Here is a 19,279-nt window from a genome sequence, read left to right on the forward strand (position 1 = left end):
CCACTCTGCCACGCGCGGCTCGGGAGCCGGTTCAGGCGCACCGTCCGGGCCGGGGACTCAGCTCAGGGTTTCGCGGTCCTCGGCGCGGAACGGGCGGATCTCCTCATGCCGGCCGTCGCGGATCTTCTCGATCCACGCGGGGTCGCTGAGGAGCACGCGGCCGAGGGCTACGAGATCGAATTCGCCGCGGCCGAGCTGCTCGAGCACGGGCCCGAGTCCCGACACCCCAGCATGGCCGTCGGCCTGGAACGCGACCTGGAACGATTCGTCGAGTCCCACCGAGCCGACCGCGATCGAGGGCAGACCCGTGACCTTCTTCGCCCAGCCCGCGAGGCCGAGCTGCCCGTCCGGGCCCTCGGCCTCGGGGAACGCCGGCTCCCAGTGGCGGCGGGTCGACGCGTGGAACACCGAGACGCCTGCCTCCGCGAGGCGGCCGAGGAGCACTTCGAGCTCGGCCGGGGAGTTGGCGATGCGGGCGGCGTAGTCGCCCGACTTCCACTGCGAGAACCGGAAGATGACGGGGAGATCGGGGCCGACGGCGTCGCGCACCGCGGCGGCGACCTCGGCCGGGAACCGCGTGCGCGCCTCGAGCGAGCCGCCGTACTGGTCGTCGCGCTTGTTGGTGCCCTCCCAGAGGAACTGGTCGAGGAGGTAGCCGTGGGCGCCGTGGAGCTCGACGGCGTCGAACCCGGCGTCCTTCGCGGCGGCGGCGGCCCGCGCGAAGTCGTCGCGGATGCGGGCGAGCTCATCGATGGTCGCGGCACGGCCACGGCTCTTGCCCGAGGAGGAGAGGCCCGACGGGCTCAGGGTGGGCAGCTCGGCGTTGTAGGCGGGGTGATCGCCCCGTTCCGCGCCGAGGTGCCAGAGCTGCGGCGCGATGAGGCCGCCCTCGGCGTGCACGGCCTCGACGAGCCGCGTCCAGGCCGCGAGCTGGACCTCCCCGAACAGGCGCGGCACCCGCGTGCTCGGGCCTGAGTCCTCGGAGACGTAGACGCCTTCCGTGATGAGCAGGCCGACGCCGGCCGCCGCGCGGCGCGCGTAGTACGAGGCGACCTCGTCCGTCACGGTCCCGTCTGGGGAGAACTCGCGCGTCATGGGGGCCATCGCGAAGCGGTTCCGGACCCTGAGCGATCCGAGCTCGACGGGCGTGAACAGGTCCTCGAGGGTGGCTGCGTGGGCAGCGGTGTTCTCTTCAGTGAACTCAAGCGTCATGGTGGCGGCAACAGCCGAATCCGGTCGGTCATTTCCAGTGGGCGTCACAGACCGCGTGATCTTGGTCACTCACCCTCGCGGGCTACCGTTGTCGGTGCCCCTCCTTAGACTCGCCCTGTGAGCCAAACCAACCGCCTGGGAACGCCGACCCGGGCCTCCGTCGCGCCCCTCTATGCGGCTGGCTTCACGACGGCCTTCGGGGCCCACAGCGTCGCGGCCGGCCTCGGCGCGGAAGCCGGCGCGGGCGGCCACGGCATCGCCGCCAACCTCCTCGTGCTCGGCGTGCTCCTGGCCCTCTACGACGTCGCCGAGGTCTTCCTCAAGCCCGTCTTCGGATCGCTCGCGGACCGGATCGGGCCGAAGCCTGTCATCGTCGGAGGCCTGATCGGCTTCGCGCTCGCGTCTGCCGTGGGCATCGAGTGGGCTCAGCCGCTCGCCCTCGCGCTCGCCCGGCTGGGCCAGGGCGCGGCAGCCTCGGCGTTCTCGCCCGCGTCCTCGGCCAGCGTCGCGCGGGTCGCGGGCGCGAGCACGGGCCGGTACTTCGGCCGCTATGGGGCGTGGAAGGGGCTCGGCTACGCGTTCGGACCGCTCATCGGGGCGGGGGCCCTCCTTATTGGCGGATTCCCGCTCCTATTCGGCGTGCTCGCAGGGCTCGCGCTCGCCGTCTCGGTGTGGGTCGCGGTCGCGATGCCGCGCCTCGACCCGCTCCCCCGGCCCCGCTACAGGCTCGCGGACCTTGTCCGCCAGCTGAGCGAACGCTCATTCGTCGGTCCCACGGCCGTGCTCGCGGCGGCCACAGGCTCGCTCGGCGCGGCGGTCGGCTTCCTCCCCGCGCTCGCTGCCAAAGAGGGCCTCGGCACGGCCGCGAGCATCGCCGTCGTGACCGTGCTCGCCCTCTCCTCGTCCGTCGTGCAGCCGCAGATCGGACGCCTCCGCGACGCGGGCAGGATCACGGACCGGGCCGGGATGACGGGCGGCCTCGCAGCCATCGTCGCGGGCGTCCTCGTGGCAGCATGCGGGGCCCTGGCCGCAGGCGCATGGGCGGGCATCGCCGTCTACGCCGCCGCGCTGCTCGTCGGCTCGGGCATCGGCGTCGCGACGCCTGTCGCGTTCGCGCATCTCGCCGACGCGACCCCGCACGAGCGCATGGGGCGCACGATGGGCTCGGCAGAGCTCGGCCGCGAGCTGGGCGACGCCGGCGGGCCGCTCCTCGTCGGCTCCGTCGCGGCCGCGGCGGGGATCGGCTGGGGGCTCGGCGCGCTCGCCGTCGCGGTTGCCGCCATCGCCGCGGTCGCTCCCCGCGGCAGCCCCGACGCCGCGCGTTAACCAACCCTTCCCCTCCGCGTCACGGCGTTTCCGCCGTCCCGTTAGGCGCCGCCGTGACCGTGGAAGCGTGAGGATAGCGATAGTTGCCGAATCGTTCCTTCCGCAGATGAATGGCGTGACCCACTCGGTTCTGCGGGTCCTTGACCATCTCCAGGAACGCGGCGACGACGTCCTCGTCATCGCCCCCGCGGGCGAGGCGACCTCCGAGCCCGAGTACGTCTCCGGCGCCCTCGTACGCCGCCTCCCCGCCATGCCGATGATGGGCTACTCGAAGGTCCGGGTCGCGTTCGGCGCGGTCCCGAAGGTCAAGCGCATCCTGCGGAAGTTTGCGCCCGACGTCGTCCACCTCGCCTCGCCGTTCGAGCTCGGCTGGCGTGCCGTGCGCGCGGCTCGCAGCCTCGGCATCCCGACGGTCGCGATCTATCAGACCGAGGTGCCGAGCTACGCAGCCCGGTATGGCTTCCCGTTCCTCGAGAACTGGGCGTGGGAGCGCGTCGAGAAGATCCACCTCCTCTCGGACCGCACGCTCGCGCCGTCGTCGTTCGCCATGAACCAGCTGCGAGGGCGCGGCATCTTCGACATCGAGCTGTGGCGCCGCGGCGTGGATGCCCAGCGGTTCAGCCCCGCGAAGCGCGACGCCGCGTGGCGGGCCTCGATCACGGTCCCCTCCGCGGGCGGGGGAACGAACCGGAGGCAGCAGAAGATCATCGGCTACGTGGGCCGCCTCGCCGCCGAGAAGCAGGTCGAGGACCTGCGCGTGCTCGCCGACCTGCCGGACACGAAGCTCGTGATCGTCGGGGACGGCCCGCTCCGGCAGACGCTCGAGGCGCAGCTCCCCACGGCGCACTTCGCCGGCTTCCAGGGCGGCGAAGACCTCGCGCGGATGATGGCGAGCTTCGACCTCTTCGTCCACCCGGGCGAGTTCGAGACGTTCTGCCAGACCATCCAGGAGGCCATGGCCTCGGGCGTTCCGGTCGTCGCGACGGGCCGCGGCGGGCCCCTCGACCTCGTCGAGAACTCCAAGACCGGCTGGCTCTACACCCCGGGCCGGCTCGACGAGATGCGCTCCTACGTCCAGGACCTCATCGGCGACGACGCGAAGCGAGCCGCGTTCGCCGAGGCTGCCCTGCGCACGGTCCAGGGGCGCACCTGGTCCTCGATCTGCGATCAGCTCGTGGGCCACTACGAAGACGTCATCGCGGCTCGGACGCTCGTCTCCCAGCGCTGACCGCGGCCAAGCAGTGAAAGGAACCCCATGAAGATCTCGGTTATCGGATGCGGCTACCTCGGGGCAGTCCACGCAGCGACCCTCGCGTCGATGGGCCACGATGTGGTGGGCGTCGACACCGATGCCGAGAAGGTCGGGCATCTCGCGCGCGGCTTCGCGCCGTTCTTCGAGCCCGGCCTCGAGGATCTGCTCCGGGACGGGCGGGCCACCGGCCGGCTCGCCTTCACAACCGACATGGACCTCGTCGCGGACTGCGACGTGCACTTCCTGTGCGTCGGCACGCCGCAGTCGAAGACGAGCGAGCTCGCCGACCTCGCATACCTCGAGGCGGCCACCCGCTCGCTGGCCGAGCGCGCGCGGGCGGGCTCCGTCGTCGTCGGCAAGTCCACCGTGCCCGTCGGAACGGTCCAGCGGGTGCGCGGATGGCTCGTGGGGGCTGGCGCCGAGCTCGCGTGGAACCCCGAGTTCCTGCGGCAGGGCACGGCGGTCAAGGACTCTCTCGTGCCGGATCGCCTCGTGTACGGGGTGGACGACGCCGACCTCGCGCCGGGCGCGCAGGCCGCGAGCGCCGTCGTGCGCGCGCTCGACGAGGTCTACGCGCCGCTCCTGCACGCGGGCGTGCCGCGCATCGTGTGCAACTTCGCGACCGCCGAGCTCATCAAGTCCGCGGCGAACGCGTACCTCGCGACGAAGCTCTCCTACATCAACGCGATGGCGGAGCTGTGCGACGCGGCCGGAGCGGACGTCACGCAGCTCTCCGCGGCGATGGGCCTCGACCCCCGCATCGGCCAGCGCTACCTCGCGGCGGGCCTCGGCTTCGGCGGCGGGTGCCTGCCCAAGGACATCCGCTCGTTCCGGGCGCAGGCGCGAGAGCTCGGGGTCGAGTCCGTGGACGCGTGGATGGGGCTCGTCGACGAGATCAACATCAACCAGCGCACGCGCGTTGCCGAGATCGCGAGCGAGCTGTGCGGCGGATCGGTGTCAGGGCGGCGCGTGGCCGTCCTCGGGGCCGCGTTCAAGCCGGACACGGACGACATCCGCGATTCGCCCGCGATCGACGTTGCGCTCCGCCTCGCCCAGGCCGGTGCGCACGTGACGGTCACGGACCCGAAGGCGATCAACAACGCGTGGATGCGCTACCCGCAGCTCCAGTTCGAGACCTCGGTCGCGGCGGCGTGCGACGGCGCCGAGATCGTGCTGCTCGTGACCGAGTGGGCGGAGTTCCGGGCGATAGATCCGATCGATCTCGCCGAGCGCGTCTCGCGCCCGGTCATGGTCGACGCACGGAATGTGCTCGACGGCGACGCGTGGCGGGCCGCGGGCTGGACGTTCCGCGGGCTCGGCACCGGGGCTCGCCGGCTCTCCGACGTTCCGGCCGGCTGAGGCGGTTCGGCCTCCCCGCTCATCTCCGCGATCTTCCCCCGACTGTTCTGTCGGGCGTGCGTGGGAGGATGGCAAGGTGTCCTCCTCCCCTTCGTCTGAGCTGCCTAGCACGCTGCCGCTCGTGGACGTGCCGAGCCTCCTCAAGGCCGTCGGCCCCGCGACGATGGCCCGCGCGACGGCGTACGCGCGCGGCGGGCACGTCCTCGAGCTGGACTGGGACGCCGCAGCGGGCCAGCTGACCTCGCGCGTGCAGGGCGGCGAGGAAGAGCCGTACGAGTGCGTCATCCGCATCCGGCACACCGGAGGCCGCGACGCGTACGACGGCGGATGGTGCTCGTGCCCTGTCGGAACCGACTGCAAGCACATGCTCGCGACCGTCCTCGCCGCGAATGAGCAGACGCTGCGCTCGCGCATGGGTCTCGCAACCGCGGGCGGCGACGCCGCGCCGTCGTCCGCAAGAGCCCCCGGCTGGCGCACGGCGCTCGACGAGATCCTCGCCCCGCCGGCGGCTGGCCGCGCGGGCGCTCGGCGGCCGCACCCCGCGGCGCTTGGCGTCCAGTTCGAACTGCGCGACCTCGACGCCCACAAGGTCAAGAAGTTCGGGCGCGCCTTCGCCCGCCAGCACCGCGAGGGGACCAAGCTCGGCATCCGCCCCGTGAGCTGGAACGCTCAGACGAAGCGCTGGCTGCGAGGGAACCTCTCGTGGCAGACGTTCAGCCGCCCCGATGCCGCGGGCGAGTTCAACGCCGCCCACTTCCGCCTCCTCCAGCAGCTCTACCCGCTCCACCACGCGTCCGGCGCCTACTATTGGCGCCCCAACGACCCGTGGATCTACATCGACGACTTCACGAGCCCGCTCCTCTGGGCGCTCCTCGCCGAGGCGCAGGCCGCGGGGGTCCAGCTCGTGGCGGGGCGCGGCGGCGCCGAGGTCGTGTGCGCGCGCTCGGCGGAGATCGGGCTCGACGTGAGCGCGGCCGACGACGGCGCCATCACCCTTGCGCCGTCTCTCGCCTTCGAGGGCGAGCGGCTTCCGGCCCCGCCGACGGCGACGGGCGCGATCTCGGACCACGGCGCGTACGCCGTCATGGTCCGGGGGAAGGACGAGTTCATCGTGATCGGCCCGACGGCCCGCCAGCTGACGGCCCGCGAGCGCGTGCTCCTGGGCCGGCCCGAGCCGATCGAGGTGCCCGCGCCGGACAGGGCCGTGTTCCTGAGCGAGCTCTACCCCGATCTCGCACGGACACTCGCCGTCGCGAGCGGGGATGGGAGCATCGAGCTTCCGCCGGTCGAGCCGCCCGTGCTCGTCCTGACCGCGACGTTCGAGCCGCGGGATCGCCTGCGCCTCGCGTGGCACTGGGAGTACCGGACGGGCGACGACGTCCGCCAGGTCCCGCTGTACTCGTCGCCGGGCGAGCGCCACGTCCGGGACGAGGCGGCCGAAGCAGCCGCGATCGAGCGGGCGTCCGCCGCCCTCGAAGACAGTGCGCTGGGGCATCGGGCACCGGGAGGCCATCGTGCGCTCGGCGACGCCACGCTCGCCGACCTCGACACCGCCGACTTCGCCGACTTCGCCGAGCGGACCATCCCGGAGCTCCGCGCGGTCGAGGGGCTCGACGTCGTGCTGCGCGGGGAACGGCCCGACTATCGCCGGCTCGACGGCGTTCCCGAGCTCGTGCTGAGCGCGGTCGAGAGCGAGAAGCGCGACTGGTTCGACCTCGGGCTCATGATCTCGATCGAGGGGCGCCAGATCGCCTTCCAAGACGTCTTCGTCGCGCTCGCCAAGGGGCGCACCAAGGTCATGCTGCCGGACAAGTCGTGGTTCCGGATCGACACCCCGGAGATCCTGCGGCTCAAAGAGCTCATCGAGACGTCGCACGAGCTGCGCGAATGGCGCGTCGAGGGCGGCACACCCAAGCCCCCGAGGCTGAGCCTGTACCAGGCGGGGCTGTGGGACGAGATCGCCGAGATCGCGGGCGAGACCGTCCAGCCGCCGCGCTGGCGCGAGACGGTCCGCGGGCTCCTCGATCCCGGCGCGCTCGAGGCCGTTCCGGTTCCCGACGGCCTCGAGGCCGAACTGCGGCCCTACCAGTCCGAGGGCTTCCAGTGGCTCGCGTTCCTGTGGCGGAACGGGCTGGGCGGCGTCCTCGCCGACGACATGGGGCTCGGCAAGACGCTCCAGACGCTCGCCCTCGTCCTGCACGCCCGGGGCGCGGCGCACGAGGCGACGCCTCACGCCGACGGGGAGCGCCGCCGTCGCCCGTTCCTCGTCGTCGCGCCGACGTCCGTCGTTCCCAACTGGGCCGCCGAGGCCGCCCGCTTCTCTCCTTCGCTCCAGACGGTCGCGGTCGCGGACACGGAGGCGTCCGCAGGTGTCCCGCTCGCGGAGGTGACGCGGGGCGCGGACATCGTCGTGACGAGCTACGCGCTCTTCCGGCTCGACATCGACGCCTACTCGGCCCTCGAATGGGACGGGCTCATCATGGACGAGGCCCAGTTCCTCAAGAACCGCGCGACCAAGGCGCACCAATACGCGCGGGACTTCGACGCGCCCTTCAAGCTCGCCCTCACCGGAACGCCGCTCGAGAACAGCCTCATGGAGCTGTGGTCGCTCTTCGCGATCGTCGCGCCGGGCCTGTTCCCGGGGCCGAGCAATTTTGCGCAGGAATTCGCGCGGCCGATCGAAAAAGGCGGGGATGCGAAGCGGCTCGCCCGTCTGCGCCGTCGGGTCCGGCCCCTCATGCTGCGCCGCACCAAGGAGGCCGTCGCGGGCGACCTGCCCGAGAAAGTCGAGCAGCGGCTCGACGTGGAGCTCTCCCCCAAGCACCGGCGCCTCTACGAGCAGTACCTGCAGCGCGAGCGCGAGAAGGTGCTCGGGCTGGTCGAGGATCTGGATCGAAACCGCTTCATCGTCTTCCGCTCGCTGACCCTGCTGCGGCTCATGGCCCTCGACCCGTCGCTCGTCGACCCCGCGCTCGACGGCGTCTCCCCCGCGAAGCTCGACGTGCTCCTCGAACAGCTCGAAGACGTCGTCGCGGAGGGCCACCGCGCGCTCATCTTCAGCCAGTTCACGTCCTTCCTCAAGCGCGCGGGCGAGAGGCTCGCGGCGGAAGGGATCGAGTTCGCCTACCTCGACGGGACCACGAAGCGGCGCGGCGAGGTCGTGCGCGCCTTCAAGGAGGGCACGGCGCCCGTCTTCCTCATCTCGCTCAAGGCCGGCGGCTTCGGGCTCAACCTCACGGAGGCCGACTACTGCTTCCTCCTCGACCCGTGGTGGAATCCCGCGGCCGAGGCGCAGGCGGTGGACCGCACCCACCGGATCGGGCAGACGCGCACCGTCCTGACCTACCGACTCGTCGCGCGCGGAACCATCGAGGAGAAGGTTATGGAGCTCAAGGAGAAGAAGGCCGCGCTCTTCACGTCCGTCATGGACGACGACGCGATGTTCGCCTCGGCGCTCACCGCCGACGACGTGCGGAGCCTGCTCGAGTGACGCACGCGGGATCTCCTGACCTCGATCTGTCAGGGATCGGCGGCGCACGCAGACTTCCGGCTCCATCGCTGCGCGCCGTTCTCTCGCCCTCGCCGCCATTTCCGGCGCCGCTCTGGGTGGCACCGCCCTCGCCGCCCCCGCCGCGAACGCGGCGAGCACGTCCACGTGGGACGCCATCGCCCAGTGCGAGTCGGGCGGAAACTGGTCCATCAACACGGGCAACGGCTACTACGGCGGCCTTCAGTTCACCCTCGTCACGTGGCAGTCCTACGGCAGCACGGGCATGCCGAACCAGGCCTCCAAGGATCAGCAGATCGCGGTCGCCGAGCGCGTCCTCGCGAGCCAGGGCTGGGGCGCGTGGCCGCATGCTCCGCCAAGCTCGGCCTCTACGGCACCGCGGGCGCGAACCCGACGCCAGCCCAGGTCGCCCCGGCCCAGGCCCAGCCCCCCGTCCCGGTGAAGGCCGCTCCGGCCCAGGCCCCTGCGCCTCAGGCTCCGTCCGCCCCGAAGCATGCAGCCTCGGTTCCCGTGACGGGCCAGACCTACACGGTCAAGTCCGGCGACACGCTGAGCGCCATTGCCGAGCAGCTTGGCGTCAAGGGTGGCTGGCAGCTTCTCGCCGACGCCAACGCGAGCATCATCTCCGACCCCAACCTCATCTTCCCGGGCCAGGTTCTCCAGCTCCCGGCCCAATGATGCCTCGGCATCCGGCAGACTGAGGCCTGTCCGCCGAAACGGCACCTCGCCTTCTCGGCTCGGCACGCGCCGGCCGAGCTCGCAGCATCAACAGCCAACCTCCCCAAACGCCAAGGCCAACCTCCCCAACTTCAATCTTCAATCCGCGGAGGTTCGCCTGGACGTGCCGGCGTGTCGCACCATCGCCCCTCCAAGAACTGGGGAGGTCGGCCGGGTTGGCGGCCAAGAGTTGGGGAAGCCGGCGCCGCACAGCGCGGGAAACCCGGAAGCCGGCCCGAGGCACCCAGGCGCAACTCGGGCTTCGGTATCCCAAACGAGGAATCACGCCCGTGGAAATTAATTTCCACGAACCTCTTGCGATCTTTGGTATCCCAGAGTTACCTTGTATACCAAGCGCCTGAGATATCGGTCACACCCGATCGTGACTCGCCGCACACCGGCCCCCAGACCGGAGCTGAGCCTCACAGCCACAACAGGCCAGCGGATCCCTTCCAGGCGGCGCCAAGCCGCCAACCGATCCAAAGAGAGAATCATGAACAGCAACCGAGACAGCGCCGTCCAACCGCTGACTTCCACCGATGACTTTGCCTCGCAAGGCACCCTCACCGCCCCCGCTCCAGAGCGCGATCCGCGTCTTTCGAATAAGGACCTGGTTCCGCTGAAGGATCAGCATTGGGGTTCGTACAACATCTTCGCGTTCTGGATGTCGGACGTGCACAGCGTGGGCGGGTACGTGACCGCGGGGAGCCTGTTCGCCCTGGGCCTGGCCTCGTGGCAGGTGCTGGTGTCCCTGGTGGTGGGGATCCTGATCGTGCAGTTCTTCTGCAATCTGGTCGCCAAGCCCTCCCAGGCCACGGGGGTGCCGTACCCGGTGATCAACCGGGCGATCTTCGGGGTCAAGGGCGCGAACATCCCGGCGGTGATCCGGGGCCTGATCGCGATCGCCTGGTACGGGGTGCAGACCTACCTGGCCTCCCAGTCCCTGGTGATCGTGATGCTGAAGTTCTGGCCCTCCCTGGCGCCCCTGGCGGTGAACGGGAACGGCTTCCTGGGCCTGTCCCCGCTGGGGTACATCGCGTACGCGATCCTGTGGGTCGCCCAGGGCTTCGTGTTCTGGCACGGGATGGAGGCGATCAAGCGCTTCGTGGACTGGGCCGGCCCGGCCGTGTACGTGGTGATGATCCTGCTGGCGATCTACCTGGTCTCCAAGGCCGGATGGGACCACGTGTCCCTGAACCTCTCCGCGGGCAAGCCACTGGACTTCGGCGCCTCGATCCCGGTCATGCTCTCCGCGATCGCCCTCGTGGTGTCCTACTTCTCCGGCCCGATGCTGAACTTCGGCGACTTCTCCCGCTACGCCAAGTCCTTCAAGGCCGTCAAGAAGGGCAACCTGCTCGGCCTGCCGATCAACTTCCTCTTCTTCTCCCTCCTGACCGTGATCACCGCCTCCGCGACCGTGCCGGTGTTCGGCGAGCTCATCACCGACCCGATCGAGACCGTGAGCAGGATCGACGCCCCGTTCGCGACCATCCTGGGCGGGCTGACCTTCGTCATCGCCACCGTCGGGATCAACATCGTGGCCAACTTCATCTCCCCCGCCTTCGACTTCTCCCACGTGAACCCGCAGAAGATCTCCTGGCGCACCGGCGGGATGATCGCCGCCGTCGGCTCCGTGATCCTCACCCCCTGGAACTGGTACTCCAACGCCACCGCCATCCAGTACTCCCTCGGCATCCTCGGGGCCCTCATCGGCCCCCTGTTCGGGATCCTCATCGCCGGGTACTTCGTGGTCTCCAAGCAGCGTGTCTGGGTCGATGAGATGTACACCATGAGCACCAAGGGCCGCTACTGGTTCGTCAACGGCTTCAACCCCAACGCCGTCGCCGCCACCATCCTCTCCGGCGTCCCCGCCATCGCCTCCGTCCTCCTGCCCACCATCCTCGGCCAGGCCCAGTGGATCTCGGACTACTCCTGGTTCATCGGCTGCGGCCTCGGCTTCATCGCCTTCGCCGCCCTCGAGCGCACCCGCCCCCAGATCAAGACCACCGAAACCGAAACCCTCACCACCGCCTAACCCCATCTTCACCCAACCCCCACCCCCGGGCGGACGACGACGGCCCCACGCGCCGTCGTCGTCCGCCACCACCACCCGAGCTCAGACCCTCCTAAAATGTCACGCAGGAACCCATAGTTGGAGCGTGACATCAAAGCAAGGCCTCGGTTTCCCCAGGCCCGCCAAGCTCGCTCCGACAACGACGTCCGAAAGAGTCCCCCGATGCGCATCCTCGTCGCCAACGTCAACACCACGCAGTCCATGACGGACGCGATTGCCGCCCAAGCCAGGCGGGTCGCCCTCCCTGGCACCGAGATCGTGGGCATCACCCCGCGCTTCGGCGCTGACTCGGTCGAGGGGAACTTCGAAAGCTATCTTGCGGCCGTCGCCGTCATGGACGCCGTCACGCGCTACGAAGGCGACTTCGACGCCGTCGTCCAGGCCGGCTACGGCGAGCACGGCCGCGAAGGCCTGCAGGAACTCCTCGACGTCCCCGTCGTCGACATCACCGAGGCCGCCGCAGCGACCGCGATGTACCTCGGCCACAAGTTCTCGGTCGTCACGACGCTCGACCGGACCGTCCCCCTCATCGAGGACCGCCTCAAGCTCGCGGGCCTCGACACCCGCTGCGCGTCGGTCCGTGCGTCCGGTCTGGCCGTGCTCGAACTCGAATCCGACCCGGCGCGCGCCATCGAGGCGATCGTCACCGAGGCCGAGTGGGCTGTCCGTGAGGACAAGGCCGAGGTCATCGTCCTCGGCTGCGGCGGCATGGCGGACCTCGAAACCCGCATCCGCGAGCGCTGCGGCGTCCCCGTGGTCGACGGCGTGGCCGCCGCCGTCGCGACCGCCGAATCGCTCGTGCGGCTCGGGCTCACGACGTCGAAGATCCGCACCTTCGGCACTCCGCGCCCCAAGAAGGTCGCGGGTTGGCCGCTCCCGGCCCAGCCGGAAGCCGCCGCGGCGCCGGCCGGGGCGGCGGGACCTCCCCTCGCCTGAGCACTGCCCTTCACGCTGCCCTCGCCACCGGGATTCTCCCGCTCGCGAGGGCAGCGCCGTGTGAACCCATGGATTATTCAATTCATTGGGGATAAAATCGCAAGTGCAGTCGACGCTGGGCAGGCTGTCAGTGACGCCCGACTCCAGAACCTAGGTCCAGCAAATGTGCGAACTACCCCGCCGGCACCTTCGGAATGTCTTCAAGCCCGCCCGACTGGCGGTCGGCGTGCTCGGGGTGGCCCTCGCCAGCACGGCATGGCTCATCCCGGGCCTCGCGAGCACGTTGCCGATCGGCGCCGGGGCGCTTGTCCTCCTCGGCGCCGTCCTTCCGGCCCTCAGGGATTGGGAGCTCCAGCTTCCGGGCTTCAAGGTCTCGGGCTCCCTTGATGACCACCGGGACGACATCTACGACGTCTTCGAGCACCAGCGCGGGGATCTCCAGCTCTGCGCCCAGATGCTGTGCGGAGAGCCGGACGAAGCGAAGACGCTGCTCGAGGCCGCGCTGGCCCAGACCGCCGAAGCATGGCGCGGTCCCGTCACCCCGCAGCTGCGCCTCTACACGCTGTGCCTTTTCGTGAAGCTCGCCGAAGCGCATGAGAAGTGGGCGACGCCGCCCAAGGCTCGGCGCGCGAGGTCGCCTCTGGACCCGCTCCACGCGCTGCCATTCCCCGAACGCGTAGCCGTTGTCCTGCACGATTTCGGGCGCCTCACGATCGCCGAAATCGCCGGTCTCACGGACAGCACCACCCCCCTCGTGACGGAACAGCTCGGCACCGCGAGCCAGCGCGTCGCTTCCCTTGAGAGGGGGCGGCCATGAACCACGACCTGCGCGACCACCTTCTCGCCGAGGCGGCGAAGCTCGCCGACGAGTATCCCGTCGACCTTGCACAGGCGGTCGATCTGGGGATCCGCAGGCTGCGTCGGAGGTACATCGCGGCCACGATCGTCTCAGTCGCCGTCGTCGCGGCGCTCGCCGTGGCAGTCCTCGTGTTCCGCGCGATGTCAGGGCCGTTCCCGTGGGTCGTCTCGGCCGAGACGGACAGCCCAAGTGCCACCTCTCCGGCCCCGCAGTCGCCCACCGGATCCACCAGCGCCAGCCCGACGACGGCGCCACCGAGGCAGCCGCTCGCGACCGGGCTTCGCATCGACCCCGCTTCCGCGACAATCCCGGCGGGCCTGACCCGCGCGCTCAGCGCGCTGCTCGTGCTCGACGACGGCTCGTCCATATCCCCCGCCCAAGTCGAGGTGCGCTGGCGTGTCTCGTGGACGTCTTCGAACGCCAAAGTGGCCGCCGTCGACGACCGCGGCACTGTCACCGGGATCGGCCCCGGAACCGCGACAGTGACCGCCGTCGCGACGGATCCGAACGGCATCGCCTTCTCCGCAACGTCGAGGATCACCGTCGGGCCTCCGCTCCCGGTGAGCATCCACCTGAAGCCGCTGGCGCTGAGCCTGTACAAGGGTGGCCCGCCGGGCCAGCTGACGGCGAGCGTCACCATGAGCGACGGCTCCTCCCAGCCGCTGAGCGGCGGTCTGTGGGCCTCGTCCAATCCGCAGGTCGCCACCGTCGATTCCCAGGGCAGCGTCAAGGCCGTCGCCCCGGGGACGTGCACGGTCACGGCATCTCAGGGCGGGCTGACCAGTTCGCCGGCCACGATCACCGTGTACGTGCTCTCCTGATCCCGGACTGGCAGCGCTAGCCTGAAGCCATGCCTGCGAACGAGCGCACGCGCGTCGCGATCGCCGGCGGCGGACCGGCCGGGATGTTCCTCGGGCTGATCCTCGCCCGCGGCGGCGTCTCCGTGACCGTCCTCGAGAAGCACGCCGACTTCCTACGCGACTTCCGCGGCGACACCGTTCACCCCTCAACCCTCACGCTGCTCGACGAGCTCGGACTCGGCGAGCAGTTCGCCTCGCTCCCCCAGCGCCGCATCACGTGGATCGGCGCCGAGCTCGACTCGGGGCCGGCCCAGCTCGGCGACCTCACCCGGCTGCGCGTCCCGCACCGCTACATCGCCCTCGTCCCGCAGTGGGACCTCCTTGAGCTGCTCGCCGATGCGGGCGCGCGCGAGCCCGGCTTCCGGCTTCTGCGGGAGGCGGAGGTCACGGGGCTGCTGCGCGACGGCGGGACGGGCGACGGCGGACGAGTCACCGGGGTCGTCTGGCGCGGTCGAGCCGACGGCGGAGGGCCCAGGACCCAGCACACGCTCGAGGCCGACCTCGTGGTCGCGTGCGACGGCCGCGGCTCCTCCGTTCGCGCCGCAGCGGGCCTCGTCCCGCGCGAATTCGGGGCCCCGATGGACGTGTGGTGGTTCCGCGTGCGGCGTGAGCAGAGTGATCCGGAGGGCGCGATCGGGCGGCTCTCGCGCGGACAATTCCTCATCATGATCGACCGCGGCGACTATTGGCAGTGCGGCTTCCTCATCCGAAAGGGCGCGGACGCGAAGCTTAGGGACGAGGGCCTGGACGCGTTCCGGAGCCGCCTCGCCGCGCTCCAGCCGTGGCTTGCCGACCGCCTCGGCGACGCCCCGGCGTCGTTCGATGACGTCAAGCTGCTCGATGTGAGGCTTGACCGCCTCGACCGGTGGCACCTCCCGGGGCTGCTCGTGATCGGCGACGCGGCGCATGCGATGAGCCCCGTCGGCGGGGTCGGAATCAACCTCGCGGTGCAGGACGCGGTGGCAGCAGCGCGGATCCTGCAGCCAGCGCTGGCCCGCGGCGGGCCGCCACCCGAGTCCGTGCTGCAGAGCGTTCAGCGACGGCGATGGTGGCCGACCGTCGTCGTCCAGTCGTTCCAGCAGCTCGCGCATTACGGCGTCGTGAATCGTTTCCTCGACGAAGACGCGTCCGAGCGCCCACGCACGCCTGAGAGCCCCCGCACACCCGCGAGCCCGCGCCCGCCCGAGGGCATGGGGCGGCCTTTGCCATTCCGAATCGCGGATGCGCTCCCGGCGCTGCGCGGAATCCCCGCGCGGCTCGTCGGCATCGGGCCGCTGCCGGAGCATGCTCCGTACTGGGCGCGCCGCTGAGCGTGAGAGGGCATCGAGGTTGTCGGGGCATTAGACTCCGGCTCATGAGCGCGATGCCCACCGTGGACCCCGGCCTGTTCGGGGCCGACCTCCGCCCCCAATTCGACGCGTTCCTCGACGAGCATCGGGCCGCGCTGCGCGGGTGCCTCGAAGGCGTGACGGAAGAGGAGTCCCGCAGGCGGCTCGTGCCGTCGAAGACCACGCTCCTCGGGCTCGTCAAGCACGCGACGTTCGTCGAGAAGGTGTGGTTCGACGAGGCGGTCTACGAGCGGACGCGCGCGGAGATCGGCATCCCGGCGACCCCCGACGAGTCGTTCGTGCTCGACGACGGCGACACGATCGAGTCAGTCACGGCCGCCCATCGCGAGGCCTGCGAAGCCTCTCGCCGCGCCGTCGCAGACCTCACGCTCGACGACGTGGTCCGCGGCAACCGGCGCGGACCGCTCCCCTCCGCTGGGTGTACCTCCACATGCTCCGCGAGCTCGCGCAGCACTGCGGGCACGCGGACATCCTGCGGGAGCAGATCCTCGCGTCGCGCTGAGGCGGTCGCGTGGCCAGATCCCGCCCAACCCCTGGCCGGCCGCGGGGCTAGACGCGACTCCCAGGGAGCGCAATGCTCACGACGCCGTCGCGGGCAGCCACGGCCACGCCCGTGAGGTCGGGGACGTGGAACGTCGGTCCGTGGGCACCGGCGCGCGGCCCGATGCCGAGAACTCGCATGCCTGCTGCGAGTCCCGCGGCAACCCCGGCCTCGGAGTCCTCGAGCACGAGGCAGTCCGCCGGGTCGACCGCCAGCATCGCCGCGGCGGCGAGGAAGCCCTCGGGGTTCGGCTTGCTCGCGGACACGAGTTCCGCCGTGACGAGAACCGGCGGGAGCGGGAGGCCCGCGGCGGCCATGCGAACTCGCGCGAGCGTGTCGTCCGCCGACGTCACGAGCGCGTGCGGGAATCCCCCGAGCGCCTCAAGGAACGCGCGTGCGCCAGCGATCGGCACGACGCCCTCGGTGTCCGCGGCCTCCTCCGCGAGCATGAGCCGGTTCTCGGCGAGGTTCTCCGCGACAGGCCGCTCGGGCAGGAGGATCGCCATGCTGAGGTGGCCCTGGCGGCCGTGGACAACTTTAAGCACGTCGTCGCCAAGAAGGCCGTGGCGTTCGGCCCAGCGGCGCCACACGCGTTCGACGACGGCGTCCGAGTTGACGAGGGTACCGTCCATGTCGAGGAGGACAGCTCGGGCGGTCACGGTCGTGGTGGTCACGGGGCCTCCTGAATGGGCGCGGCACGGAAGGTCGTCCGCTAAGGCTACCGCCCGCCGTCGCCCGCGGCCCGGGCGAGGCTCCAGCACCGGCGCTGGTCCGGCTGCAGGCGGGGCAGATCAGCCGATGACGATCTCCTCGCCGTCGAAGAGCCCATCCTCCTCGTCCCAGGACTTCTCCGGGGGCTCCACCTGAAAGTCCCCTGCCGGATCTTCGCGTTCATTCGGGCGGCGGACCGTGCTCCCGTGGTCGAGGCTGGCCATGGTTCCTCCTTGCTCTGGCGAGTCTGAAATCGGCCGCCCCAGATGCGGTGCCTCTCAGCACAGCACTCCGCTGGCCGTTGGTCAAGGCCCAGATGGGCGAGTACTCGGGGCCGCGATTGCAGGTGGTGCCCTGTGTCGGGCGCTCTTGATTCGAGTGGCGGGTACGCATGACGTGCACGGAGCGACGGTGGGACATTGGCAGGGTCAAGACATTCGGTCTGGTCAGCCCTCGTGCCCGGCCGGCGAGAGTGCCCCGGCCTGTCGGAAGAACGGTGAGGAGGTTCTGGGTGGACATCGCCCCCATGATGGCCCTGGTCATCGCACTCGCGCTCTTCTTCGACTTCACGAACGGCTTCCACGACACCGCAAACGCCATGGCGACACCCATCGCCACGGGCGCGATCACGCCCCGGAAGGCCGTCGCCCTCGCAGCGATACTGAACCTCGTGGGCGCGTTCGTCTCGAACGAGGTCGCCAAGACCATCTCTGGGGGCATCATCCGCGAAGGTGTCGACGGCGTGCACATCGCCCCGGAGATCATCTTTGCTGGGCTCATCGGCGCGGTCGTCTGGAACATGCTCACGTGGCTTCGAGGCCTGCCGTCGAGCTCGTCGCATGCCCTGTTCGGCGGCCTTATCGGCGCGGCGGTCGTGGGCGTCGGCCCGCACTCGGTGGACTTCGCCACCGTCGTCTCGAAGGTCATCCTCCCCGCCATGGCTGCCCCGCTCGTCGCTGGCACCTCGGCGTGGGCCTGCACCCGACTCGCGTACGCCCTCACAGCGCGCCGCGACCCCCAGACGGGACAGAAGCGCCACCAGGGCCGGGCCGCCTTCCGCGCCGGTCAGGTGTTCACCTCAAGTCTGGTTGCGCTCTCGCACGGCACGAACGATGCCCAGAAGACCATGGGCATCGTCACGCTCGCGCTGATTTCGGGCGGCGTGCAGGCGCCGGGCAGCGATCCGCAATGGTGGGTCATCACGGTCTGTGCGGCGGCGATCGCACTGGGCACCTACGCGGGCGGCTGGAGGATCATCCGCACCGTCGGCGCGGGGCTGACCGAGGTCCGGCCAGCCCAGGGATTCTCGGCGGAGGCGAGCACGGCCGCGGCCATCCTGGCCTCCTCCCACCTCGGCTTCGCGCTCTCGACCACCCACGTCGCGAGCGGCTCGGTCATCGGCTCGGGTCTCGGCCGCCGCGGCACCTCGATCCATTGGGGCACCGTCGGGCGCATCACCCTGGGGTGGATCCTCACCCTCCCAGCCGCTGCGATTGTCGGTGGGCTCGCCGCCATGGCAGTGGGTCTCGGACCCGCCGGGGTCGTGGCCGTGGCGGTGTGCGCCCTCGCGGCGATCTCCTCGATGTTCGTGGTGAACCGTCGCAGGCCCGTCGGGCACCGCAACGTCGTCGAGGTCCAGGAGGCGGCCGCGGCCGTGGGCTTCCCAGTACGCTTCAAACGTTCACGCGAGAGCGAAGCCGCCCAATGAGCGTCTGGGGAGCGTTCTTCGCCGTCGCCGCGTCGACTATGCTCGGCGCCGGATGCATGGTGCTGTTCTTCGCGCTCGGCGTCCGGCTGGGCGCTGAGGGAAAAGACCCCGCACGCCAACGTGGGGGCCGCGCCCTCCTCGCGGCCTCCCGGGCGTGCTACACCGTCTCCGGAGCAGCCGTCATCCTCGGCGTCTACCTCATCATCCCGTACTTCCACCACTAGCCGCCCGTGTCGGACACGGGACCGGCCGTTCCGCACCGAAAGCGCCCCTTCGTCGCAACTCAACAGGGGACCCCTTGACAGCGCACCGCGGCGCCCATCACACTGAACTGGTCATAACCAGACATTACCTGCCAATTGGTCAGGTTCCCCAGCCCCCTCCGATTCACGCAAAGGTGCATGCGATGTCTACCTCTGATGCGGCCGTGGTGGCCGAGAAGAAGCCGAACGCGGTCTTCGCGACCCTCCAGCGGCTGGGCCGCACGCTGATGCTGCCGATCGCGGTGCTGCCCGCGGCCGGGATCCTGCTCCGGCTCGGGCAGGCGGACCTGCTCGGGGCGATCCCGGGGTTCTCGGCCGGGGCCGCGGTGATCTCCGCGGCCGGGAACGCGGTCTTCGCGTGGCTGCCGCTGATCTTCGCCGTGGGCATCGCGATCGGCTGGGCGAAGAAGGCCGACGGGTCCACCGCCCTGGCCGCCGTGGTCGGGTACATGGTGATCGACGGGGTGTTCAAGGCCATGTCCCCGGTGGTCCTGGCCGGGCAGGTGGACCCCGCGGGCAAGCCCGCTGCGATCAACTACGGCGTCCTGGCGGGCATCATCGTGGGCCTGCTCTCCGCGGGCCTGTGGCAGCGGTTCTACCGCAC

General features: G+C 70.6%; 15 protein-coding genes and 2 pseudogenes. 14 read left to right on the forward strand and 3 right to left on the reverse strand.

What is annotated here, in order from left to right; genetic code table 11:
• Positions 1-57: 57 nt before the first annotated feature.
• The gene (locus SPF06_RS16480; RefSeq protein WP_323280216.1) at positions 58-1,281 is read right to left on the reverse strand and encodes an oxidoreductase; all 1,224 of its coding nucleotides are present in this window, start codon (positions 1,279-1,281) and stop codon (positions 58-60) included.
• A gap of 48 nt (positions 1,282-1,329) precedes the next feature.
• Between SPF06_RS16480 and SPF06_RS16485 the strand changes: the two genes are divergently transcribed.
• From SPF06_RS16485 to SPF06_RS16535, 11 genes and pseudogenes are all read left to right on the forward strand, one after another.
• Positions 1,330-2,538, forward strand: a complete 1,209-nt coding sequence (locus tag SPF06_RS16485) for an MFS transporter (protein WP_323280217.1) — start codon at positions 1,330-1,332, stop codon at positions 2,536-2,538.
• 67 nt (positions 2,539-2,605) lie between these two features.
• Positions 2,606-3,766, forward strand: a complete 1,161-nt coding sequence (locus SPF06_RS16490; RefSeq protein ID WP_323280218.1) for a glycosyltransferase family 4 protein — start codon at positions 2,606-2,608, stop codon at positions 3,764-3,766.
• A gap of 27 nt (positions 3,767-3,793) precedes the next feature.
• A complete protein-coding gene (locus SPF06_RS16495) occupies positions 3,794-5,149 on the forward strand; it encodes a UDP-glucose dehydrogenase family protein (RefSeq protein WP_323280219.1) in 1,356 nt (451 codons plus the stop codon).
• Between the two features lie 76 nt (positions 5,150-5,225).
• Positions 5,226-8,639, forward strand: a complete 3,414-nt coding sequence (locus SPF06_RS16500) for a DEAD/DEAH box helicase (RefSeq protein ID WP_323280220.1) — start codon at positions 5,226-5,228, stop codon at positions 8,637-8,639.
• Between the two features lie 64 nt (positions 8,640-8,703).
• Positions 8,704-9,335: pseudogene (locus SPF06_RS16505) on the forward strand (transglycosylase family protein).
• Positions 9,336-9,867: 532 nt separating this feature from the next.
• On the forward strand, positions 9,868-11,409 hold the full coding sequence (locus SPF06_RS16510; RefSeq protein ID WP_323280221.1) for an NCS1 family nucleobase:cation symporter-1: 1,542 nt from the start codon (positions 9,868-9,870) through the stop codon (positions 11,407-11,409).
• Positions 11,410-11,610: 201 nt separating this feature from the next.
• Positions 11,611-12,384, forward strand: a complete 774-nt coding sequence (locus SPF06_RS16515; RefSeq protein ID WP_323280222.1) for an aspartate/glutamate racemase family protein — start codon at positions 11,611-11,613, stop codon at positions 12,382-12,384.
• Between the two features lie 163 nt (positions 12,385-12,547).
• A complete protein-coding gene (locus SPF06_RS16520; protein WP_323280223.1) occupies positions 12,548-13,201 on the forward strand; it encodes a hypothetical protein in 654 nt (217 codons plus the stop codon).
• Positions 13,198-14,064, forward strand: coding sequence for an Ig-like domain-containing protein (locus tag SPF06_RS16525; RefSeq protein ID WP_323280224.1), 867 nt, complete (start codon positions 13,198-13,200; stop codon positions 14,062-14,064). Before SPF06_RS16520 ends, SPF06_RS16525 begins: the two co-directional genes overlap by 4 nt.
• 29 nt (positions 14,065-14,093) lie before the next feature.
• Positions 14,094-15,413, forward strand: a complete 1,320-nt coding sequence (locus SPF06_RS16530; protein ID WP_323280225.1) for an FAD-dependent oxidoreductase — start codon at positions 14,094-14,096, stop codon at positions 15,411-15,413.
• A 155-nt stretch (positions 15,414-15,568) separates the two neighbouring features.
• Positions 15,569-15,954 (forward strand): annotated as a pseudogene (locus SPF06_RS16535) (DinB family protein).
• Positions 15,955-16,001: 47 nt separating this feature from the next.
• Here SPF06_RS16535 and SPF06_RS16540 read toward each other — a convergent pair.
• Together SPF06_RS16540 and SPF06_RS16545 are read right to left on the reverse strand one after the other, a co-directional pair.
• The gene (locus tag SPF06_RS16540) at positions 16,002-16,667 is read right to left on the reverse strand and encodes an HAD-IA family hydrolase (protein WP_323280226.1); all 666 of its coding nucleotides are present in this window, start codon (positions 16,665-16,667) and stop codon (positions 16,002-16,004) included.
• Positions 16,668-16,784: 117 nt separating this feature from the next.
• Positions 16,785-16,928 (reverse strand): hypothetical protein, encoded by a 144-nt coding sequence (locus tag SPF06_RS16545; protein WP_323280227.1) that lies wholly within the window; start codon positions 16,926-16,928, stop codon positions 16,785-16,787.
• A gap of 287 nt (positions 16,929-17,215) precedes the next feature.
• Here SPF06_RS16545 and SPF06_RS16550 point away from each other — a divergent pair, with 287 nt between their 5' ends.
• The 3 genes from SPF06_RS16550 to SPF06_RS16560 all read left to right on the forward strand — a co-directional run.
• The gene (locus SPF06_RS16550) at positions 17,216-18,412 is read left to right on the forward strand and encodes an inorganic phosphate transporter (protein ID WP_323280228.1); all 1,197 of its coding nucleotides are present in this window, start codon (positions 17,216-17,218) and stop codon (positions 18,410-18,412) included.
• A complete protein-coding gene (locus SPF06_RS16555; protein ID WP_323280229.1) occupies positions 18,409-18,636 on the forward strand; it encodes a hypothetical protein in 228 nt (75 codons plus the stop codon). Before SPF06_RS16550 ends, SPF06_RS16555 begins: the two co-directional genes overlap by 4 nt.
• A 182-nt stretch (positions 18,637-18,818) precedes the next feature.
• Positions 18,819-19,279, forward strand: a 461-nt coding sequence (locus SPF06_RS16560) for a PTS transporter subunit EIIC (protein WP_323280230.1), incomplete at its 3' end; no start/stop codon positions are given.

Source organism: Sinomonas terricola (assembly GCF_034931225.1).
Lineage (GTDB): Bacteria > Actinomycetota > Actinomycetes > Actinomycetales > Micrococcaceae > Sinomonas > Sinomonas terricola.